Origin of the sequence: Synechococcales cyanobacterium T60_A2020_003, from assembly GCA_015272205.1 — a bacterium.
GTDB lineage: Bacteria > Cyanobacteriota > Cyanobacteriia > RECH01 > RECH01 > JACYMB01.
Window position 1 is genome coordinate 1 of record JACYMB010000360.1, and the last position, 8,306, is coordinate 8,306.

Consider the following 8,306-nt stretch of genomic DNA (forward strand, 5'->3'; position numbering starts at 1 on the left):
AAATTGCTATGGCTCTGAGGGAGGCATTGGGGGAACCTCATCAGGGGCGATCGCCGATGCAGCATCAGGAACCGATGGCTCAGATCCCTCCAACTCAGTAGACATCGGATCAGGGGCATGGGCGGCTCCTGCAAACACCACTTCAACCGTCGTATCTAGATCTCGCTGCGATCGGAACGGATTGTATTGCCAAGGATCAAACACATCTTTGATCAACAATTCCTCGATCCAGGTTTTGGTCACCACCGCCAACGGCAATGCCAAAATTAAGCCCAGCGGCCCCAAAAACATAGTGAAGAAAATCTGAGCCAGTAAGGTCGCCGCCGGAAGCAACGACACCTGTTTCTGCATCATCATCGGGCTAAACCAATAACTCTCCACGTTCTGGATGACCAGATATAGAATAATGACCGCTAGCGCCTTACCCGGAGAATCCAAGAGGGCAACAGCCACCGGGAAGATCGCGCTCAAGGTCGGCCCAATATTCGGAATAAAGTTAAACACCCCCGCCAACAACGCATGGGCAAACACAAAGTCCACCTGCAAAATCAGCAAGCCAATAGCGCTGAAAGCAGCAACAAACAGGGAATTGACCGACACGCCCGCCATCCAGCTTACCAACGAGGTTTCGCACTTGGTCAAAATCTCATCGACGCGGCGACGATAAAACGACGGAAACAGCCGAATAAAAATATCCCGATACGCAGTCGGGCTGCCCACAAACATGAACGTCAAAACTGCCAGCAGCAAGAGTTGCAGTAAAACGGCCAGGGAGTTGGAAAAGAACGTCACAAAGTTGCCAAATACCCGCTGGGCAATGGAACTCGACTGACGTAGTAAATCGGGAAAATTGAAATTGATTGAATCCAGCCATGCCAACTCTTTCAGATCTTGAATGGGGAACCAGTAGGGAGGCTCATCAATCGCATGATTGATCCACACACTCAGGCGGCGAAAACCTTCCGGCACTAGTTCAATCAATTGCTGGAACTGGTTAACAAAGGGGGGAACCACGAGGCCAAAGAACAGGGTTGCTCCCAGTAAGACGATCAGCAGAGCAATGACCACCCCAATAATTCTGGAAACGGCTAACCGCCGCTGCACCGATAGCACCAAACGATTGAGAGCAGTCGCCAGCACCACTGCCGTAAACGTAAGCAGCAAGATTTGCCGGAATTGCCACAGGATCATGAGGGCAATGACCAGGCACAAAAATCCAACCCAATCAATGAACTTCATCGTCGCTCCAGCAAGGTGAACGGAGGCTAGACTTGATGGCAAATGTCCAGAGTAGACAACTACCAAGGTGTGTCGGAATCCTAGAATTGTATCGGATTCATTGGCATAACTCTAGACGGCCCAACACAGTGATTTCAAAGTTTTTGGGCATGAACGAAGTATCTTGATGGGTTTCACAGGAGTCGCATGAGTCCATTCACAACAATTTGTGCAGAGTGGATAAAGAAGGACTCCGTAATCGTGGCGGGAGTATCGGTTGGCTGATGGTAATGGGGCGTACGAAAATTAGCGGTGTCGGTGAGCAACACAGCACCAATGCCTTGATTCCAGAACGGTGCATGATCGCTGCGAATGAAGTCGGGAGCCATCCCTGCTATCACTGGAATTGCTAAGGACAAAACCTTAGGCGCACCGTCCCCTTGGGGTGACTGAAACGCATCTAACAAAGTGGTATGGGCGCGATCGCCCAGCGCTGCCAAGAAATTACCCTGATCCGTGGGAGGCTTAATCGGTAACAGGTCGGGATAACGCTGACAGCCCGGTGTATCGCAGGCATAACCCAGCATTTCCAAAATGATGGCTCCGTTTAGATTTGCCGTGAGAGTTTCATCTGCCACAAATGCCTCGCTGCCGAGCAGCCCCTCTTCTTCCAAGTCAAAAAAGGCCAAGCGTAGGGTTTGGGGCGTGGGCACATCGGCAAACAGGCGAGCGATTTCGAGGAGGGTCGCTACTCCGGTGGCATTGTCATCGGCACCGGGCGATCGCGCCACTGAGTCATAGTGAGCACCGACGAGGAGAATTCCAGAATCGGATTCTGTTCCTGGGCGATCCGCATAGAGATTTATGCCGCTGTCAAATTCTTGGGTTTGTACTGTCCAGCCGGAAGCCTCTAGGGATTGCGTGATGTAGGTTCTGGCCTGTTGGCGATCGCCCTCGTCATAGCGCACAAACGACAGTGCTTCCAGATCGGCTAGGAGGCGATCGGGATGCACCACGGGGGGAGAAACGGCAGTCGCAGACAGAACCTGGATCGTGGGGGTCGCGGCCTGCCCAATAAAATGCTGCCGAGCCGTCCAGCCCAGCAGCACAATGGCAATCGCAAGCAAGAAAATTGGAATTCGCAATGTCCGGATTCGCATGGTGAAGGGTTTCGCCTAAACGGATCTAGCCTCAGCTTAGGCGATTTTCACCTATTGGTTCCCTTCTTGGGGGAACGCTCCCGGTTTGACCGAGATATTGAGCGTGTCTGAACCGCGCACCACTTTGAAGTTCAGATTGCTACCGATGGTGCTTTTCTCAACGAGTTGCTGCACCGTTTCCGAATCCGTCACAGTCTGACCATCAATCTCTTTGATCACGTCCCCGCTTCGCAACCCAGCCCGCGCCGCCGGAGACTGAGGCTCAACTCGGACGATCAGAATACCAGAGTCCTCGTTGGTCGTTACGGGAGCGTTCGGATCGTTGTTCAATTGCTCCTTCAACTCTGGGGTCAACGCGGTCATCCGAATGCCTAGATAGGGGTGGTCAACTTTACCATTGCTCACCAGTTGATCCGCGATGGCCTTAAACAGGTTGACTGGGATGGCAAAACCTAAACCTTGAGCACCGCCGATGATCGCAGTGTTCATGCCAATCACTTCACCGTACTCATTGAGGAGCGGGCCACCGGAGTTGCCGGGGTTAATGGCGGCATCCGTTTGGATAAAGCTCACCCGCTTATCGGGCACTTGAATTTCAGCGCTGGAGCGTCCGGTGGCGCTAATGATGCCCGCTGTGACGGTGTTATCCAGACCGAGGGGGTTACCAATGGCGATCGCCCATTCGCCAGGACGGAGATTATCTGAATTCCCCAATTTGACCGTTGGGAGTGATTCATTGGCCTGAATGCGAACGACCGCTACATCCGTTAGGGTATCTTCTCCTAAGACCTCTCCTGTGTAGGAACGCCCATCTTTCAGGGTCACGGTTACCTGATCAGCCCCATCGACGACGTGGGCATTGGTGACGATAATCCCTTTGCTATCAATGATGAACCCTGATCCCGTACCTTCTTCAACACGGGTTGAAGGTTCTTGGGGAATCTGATCACCAAAAAAGCGGCGGAAGAAGGGATCGTTGAACACATCCGGAGCTTGGGATGTGACAGTGCGGCTAGAGTCAATCCGCACCACGGCAGGCCCCACTTGCTCGACCGCTGCCACAATAAAGTTTGTATCGCCACTGGAGGCCAGAATGCGGCTACTGGGGCTGCTATTTATGGGTGGCTGTGCTTCGGTTTGGGACGGAGGCGTCTGGCTGAGTAGCTGCTCACTCGCACTAAAGGGCAGGGGCGCACCATTCGCCAACCAGCGATCGCCCACAATGACACCACCTGCGCCCAAAAGAACTAGGGTCAGAGAAAGGGCTGTGCGACGGATAGGATTGTGCTTGGTTTCGGGAGAATAGGAAGACATATTTAATTCTTTAAGCCTTTGCGTTGAGTCCAATTAGGTGGTGAGGAGTGACGGGTACAGAGCGACGGATTTGTCAGGGCAATAAAGACGCTCAGACCAGATTTTTTTGGAGTTCGCCCGGTTGGGGTATCACTCTATTCTTAGATTAGGAAACAGATATGACATCAGAGTGACATTGTTGTTCCAAAAAAATGTCATTTTTGCCGTTAACGACTCCCATATTCCTATCAAATCCGCCTGAATATCCATTATTTGTAAGGGCGGGTTTAGCCGATTGCCCTTGGCAAATGCCGAAAGTAAAGGACAAAACTCGCCCCTAGCCATCTGGCATGGATCGTTGATTAACCAGACTTGATATGACTAGAGACTCCCCAATTCTAATTTGCTCAATCGGGCGATCGCCTTCTAGACTCCAGGTTTCACGACTCATGTGACACTGGAGCGAGAATTGTCACACGAAGTTCACAAGCTCAACATGGAACCGTCAAATCGGGTTGATATCGTAAAGACATCAGGTGAATGTATGCAAGAGTTTCGGAGGAACCTGACCCGCGCCTTTTCTAATCTCCCCTTGGAGTTCAGAAAATGAGCGATCGCGGTTCCTCCGGATTTTTTTGGCAAGATTCCCCAGAAACGCTTGGTCGGCTCCAGCGATCGCAGGATATGGGGCGATCGCTGACAAACCAAAAAAATTCTAGAGTATCCGGAGTACGGCTGGAATCGAGCGCTTATACTTCCTGTTGTCCCTTCAAAAAACAGGACGTATCAAATGAAATTTGTAAAATCTGTTTCAATACTCGCGGTCGCAGGTCTTGCGGTTTGTGCCTTTGCTCCTAAGAGTTCAGCCTAGGCTACCAGTGCAGCAGAAAGTTCCTGCATGTCGGCGGTGAACAGTCAGTACGGTGGGCAAGTGAGCAATTTGTATGTCGTTAGCTCGGAATACTCGGAAGCAGGTTCTCTCGTGATGTTGCAGGCCGATGGCGATAGTTGGCGGTGTCTTTCCTCCAACGATGGTGTGGTTGAAGAGCTGAGCCTGCAATAATCAAGAATCAATCCCAAATGGCTGGGGGCGGGTTGGGCCATGAATCCCTGAGCTTGGGCCAGGGCGATCGCCTAAACCCGCCCGCACTAGAGAGTTTAGGTAATCACCGTGGGGCGATCGCGTCCCGTTAGGGTTGTAATCTGCGCCACCTCATCGGCGATCGTAATCAATTCTCCCAACGCATCTTGGGGATCCGCGTTCTGTTTCGCGGGATCGGCCTCAAAGCTTTCCAGGTAGAGCCGCAGGGTTGCGCCCTTCGTGCCCGTACCGGATAGGCGGAACACAATCCGGGAGCCATCGGTAAAGCCAATGCGCGTGCCCTGATTTGTGCTGATGCTGCCATCCACCGGATCGGTATAGCTAAAGTCGTCCGCATACTCCACCTCGTACCGCCCCAAGGACGTACCCTTCAGATCCGGCAATTTAGCCTGGAGATTCTGGATCAGCGTCTTGGCGCGATCGCTCTCCACCTCTTCATAGTCGTGGCGCGAGTAGTAGTTGCGTCCGTAGGTGTGCCAGTGTTCTCGGACAATCTGCTCTACCGATTCCTGCCGCACCGCCAGTACGTTTAGCCAGAACAGCACTGCCCAGAGGCCGTCCTTCTCCCGGACGTGGTTTGACCCCGTACCGAAACTTTCCTCCCCGCAGAGGGTCGCTTTGCCCGCATCCAGCAAGTTGCCAAAGAATTTCCAGCCCGTCGGCGTTTCATAGCAATCGATCCCTAACTTCGCCGCTACCCGATCCGGAGCCTGACTGGTAGGCATTGATCGCGCAATGCCAGCCAGCCCATCCCGGTAGCCCGGAACCAACGTTGCATTCGCCGCCAAAATCGCCAAACTGTCGCTAGGGGTGACAAAGAAATGGCGACCCAAGATCATGTTGCGATCGCCATCGCCATCGGACGCCGCTCCAAAATCGGGCGCATTGTTACCGAATAGTTTCTCCACCAGATCGTGGGCGTAAACCAAGTTCGGGTCGGGATGCCCACCGCCAAAATCCTCTAGGGGCAGACCGTTCACCACCGTCCCCGGAGCCGCACCCAGCCGCGTTTCAAAAATGGCGTGGGCATAAGGCCCCGTCACTGCATGGAGGGAATCCATACACATCTTGAATCTGCCGTTGGTAAGCAGGTCATGGATGCGATCGAAGTCGAACAGGGTTTCCATCAGTTGGCTGTAGTCACTGACCGAGTCGATTACCTCTACGGTCACCGTACCCATTTGGGTCGTACCCACCGCATCCAGATCAATGTCCTCCGCTTCCATAATCCGGTAGGCATCAATCGTCTTGCTGGCTTCGTAAATCGCATCCGTGATTTTTTCTGGTGCAGGGCCACCATTGCCGATGTTGTACTTCACGCCAAAGTCACCGTTGGGGCCGCCGGGGTTGTGGCTAGCAGAAAGGATAATCCCCCCAAACGCTTCGTTTTTGCGAATAACGCAGGATGCGGCGGGTGTGGATAAAATACCTCCCTGCCCCACCAGCACCCGACCAAAGCCGTTGGCCGCTGCCATTTTGATAATGGTTTGAATGGCAGAACGGTTCAGATACCGACCATCGCCACCGACAACCAGCGTTTTACCCTGGAAGCCTTCTAGGCTGCTGAAGATAGATTGAATAAAATTTTCAAGATAATGACGCTGCTGGAATACGGGTACAGCTTTCCGCAGCCCCGATGTACCGGGTTTCTGGTCGAAAAATGGCTGAGTTGATACAGTACGAATATTCATCAAAAAATTTCCTCACCTGAACAATTGGAGGCAGTGGTCGTCTGTCTAACTGCGGGGTGAGATTAACCCACCCATGAGGATTCTCTCATCCTTGTTACCGTCTTTAACCCTTTTCTCGCACGTCTTGGGATGAAGCTTCCAGCCTTCCCAATCAATTAAGTTTCAAGTCTTGAAAAAGTCGTAGTTTTTCGGAAGATGCTAGGTTAAGAATAGGTTAACTTGTTAGTGTTAGAGTCACGAGGAATAAAGGTATACCACGGCTGGACAAACAACGTTCCAGGCACGAGAACCCTCCCTTCATGCTTTACCTGTTCTTAAACGTCGTTAAGATGGGGGTTTAATCATGACCAATCAGTCTGATTTTCTGTATCCACGTGCCCGGTATCGGGGCGAGGTCAAGCCTGAAAATTTGGTATTTAACGCCAATTTGCAAGAATTTGCCCAGCGTGTCAGCTATATTTCCAATTTGGAAACCAACGGTAAACTGTCGCCTTTGGAGTCCTTCGACCAGATCGAAGCCCTCTGGAAATCGTTAAAGGCCAGTAAAAAGCAGTTGGGGATCGGTTAGATCAGTGGATGGGGCGATTCTCTTTCAGAGACGCTGCGCGATCGCTCCCCTGCAGTCGCTCCCATCTAGGTTCCATTGCTCCTGAATTAAAGGATTTCTCTTCAGAAGTGCTTGCAAGCCATCTGTGAGCTATTCCTTTTGCTGCCTACTTATCACGCGATAACCTAAGCGGGCGTTTTGTAGAGAGAACGGACGAAGCTTAACACTTGCTCCTGTCTTTCTTCAGGGAGGTTTTCCAGAAGACTTGCAAGGCGATCGCCTAAGGGAATCCAAGCTTTAGTGGCGCTTCTCCAAACCACCATAAATTGATCAGGCGTAAGTGCCCGTGTTTCGATCGTCTTACCTTCGGAGTTGGCAAACTCAACTTCGTAGGCGTGATGATTATCCGTGTTGCCGTATTCTTCGACAATTGTGCCTAATTCCCCCGCTTGAACATCAGAGTCGGGGAGGTTAACCAAAAGCTCAACGACATCAAAGAGTTTAGGTTTGGTCATCTCTGCCTCCGGATAAAAAGGGTTATCAACCGAGCGCGATCGGGTTCGCTGGGTTCCATCATCGCGCTTTAGAGCACTCAGATCTGCGACTTCTCCTCATCACTCCAACACGCCCTTTTTAAGGCGCTGGCTAGAAGTCGCAGATCTAGCAGTAACAGTCAACCTTGTGTCTTTGAAACGCATGCTCCTTGAGAAAGTATGAATTGCTGCAATCTGACCGGATTGGATGGGTAGTCTGAGGAAGAGGTAACCAAGCCAGATTTTAAGCTGCCCATATGAAAGACCATTGCCGCATCCTACAGGTTCACCGAGAAGCTGAGCAGGAAGTAATTTCTACCATTTCGAACAGACGATCGCCTATCGAGGAGGATCTATCTTGGGCATTGCCGAATGGCAGTATGCTTCCTGCATTGGCCCACACCCTAGCTCTCTACCGAGGGTAGAGGGAACTAGAGTTTGAAGCCCTTCCTCCTGGAGAAAAGGGTTTGGGACGAGGGTATTTCATGCTTGAGTCCAGCAACGCCCTATTTTGAATATTCAATCCGTGTTCTCTGGTATAAGTGCATGGGAACACTAAATACTAATTGTTTCTTATTCAATTATCTATGATGAAATTTCCCGATCTCCCAAAACTGAGTAAAAACGATGAAAAGGCGTTGCTGAATAACGTCAGTTCGGGATAAGAGAGGGGCAGGTTAGATAGGCTGAAAGTGCTAAGTTTTCATCCCTTGACCTGCCCCATGTTTAGTCTAGAAGACCTGTTTTGTGACATCGATGACT

Annotated in this window: 7 protein-coding genes; 2 read left to right on the forward strand and 5 right to left on the reverse strand. The window is 51.5% G+C overall.

Going from position 1 to position 8,306, the window contains the following annotated elements; all coding sequences use genetic code 11:
• Nucleotides 1-6: 6 nt before the first annotated feature.
• The 3 genes from IGR76_17610 to IGR76_17620 all read right to left on the reverse strand — a co-directional run bounded on the left by IGR76_17610 (nt 7) and on the right by IGR76_17620 (nt 3,692).
• On the reverse strand, nt 7-1,239 hold the full coding sequence (locus IGR76_17610) for an AI-2E family transporter (GenBank protein ID MBF2080275.1): 1,233 nt from the start codon (nt 1,237-1,239) through the stop codon (nt 7-9).
• Nucleotides 1,240-1,412: 173 nt separating this feature from the next.
• The gene (locus IGR76_17615; protein ID MBF2080276.1) at nt 1,413-2,378 is read right to left on the reverse strand and encodes a M28 family peptidase; all 966 of its coding nucleotides are present in this window, start codon (nt 2,376-2,378) and stop codon (nt 1,413-1,415) included.
• Nucleotides 2,379-2,429: 51 nt separating this feature from the next.
• On the reverse strand, nt 2,430-3,692 hold the full coding sequence (locus IGR76_17620; protein MBF2080277.1) for a trypsin-like peptidase domain-containing protein: 1,263 nt from the start codon (nt 3,690-3,692) through the stop codon (nt 2,430-2,432).
• Nucleotides 3,693-4,569: 877 nt separating this feature from the next.
• Between IGR76_17620 and IGR76_17625 the strand changes: the two genes are divergently transcribed.
• The gene (locus tag IGR76_17625) at nt 4,570-4,734 is read left to right on the forward strand and encodes a hypothetical protein (protein ID MBF2080278.1); all 165 of its coding nucleotides are present in this window, start codon (nt 4,570-4,572) and stop codon (nt 4,732-4,734) included.
• Between the two features lie 95 nt (nt 4,735-4,829).
• On the opposite strand, the gene IGR76_17630 is transcribed toward IGR76_17625, so the two are convergent.
• Entirely contained in the window at nt 4,830-6,464 is a 1,635-nt protein-coding gene (locus IGR76_17630) for an alpha-D-glucose phosphate-specific phosphoglucomutase (GenBank protein ID MBF2080279.1), read from the reverse strand.
• 343 nt (nt 6,465-6,807) lie between these two features.
• On the opposite strand from IGR76_17630, the gene IGR76_17635 reads away from it, so the two are divergent.
• Complete coding sequence (locus tag IGR76_17635) at nt 6,808-7,032, forward strand: hypothetical protein (GenBank protein MBF2080280.1); 225 nt, start codon at nt 6,808-6,810, stop codon at nt 7,030-7,032.
• 164 nt (nt 7,033-7,196) lie between these two features.
• Here the strand turns inward: IGR76_17635 and IGR76_17640 are convergent, their stop codons facing one another.
• On the reverse strand, nt 7,197-7,526 hold the full coding sequence (locus tag IGR76_17640) for a DUF4926 domain-containing protein (protein ID MBF2080281.1): 330 nt from the start codon (nt 7,524-7,526) through the stop codon (nt 7,197-7,199).
• Between the last annotated feature and the right edge of the window lie 780 nt (nt 7,527-8,306).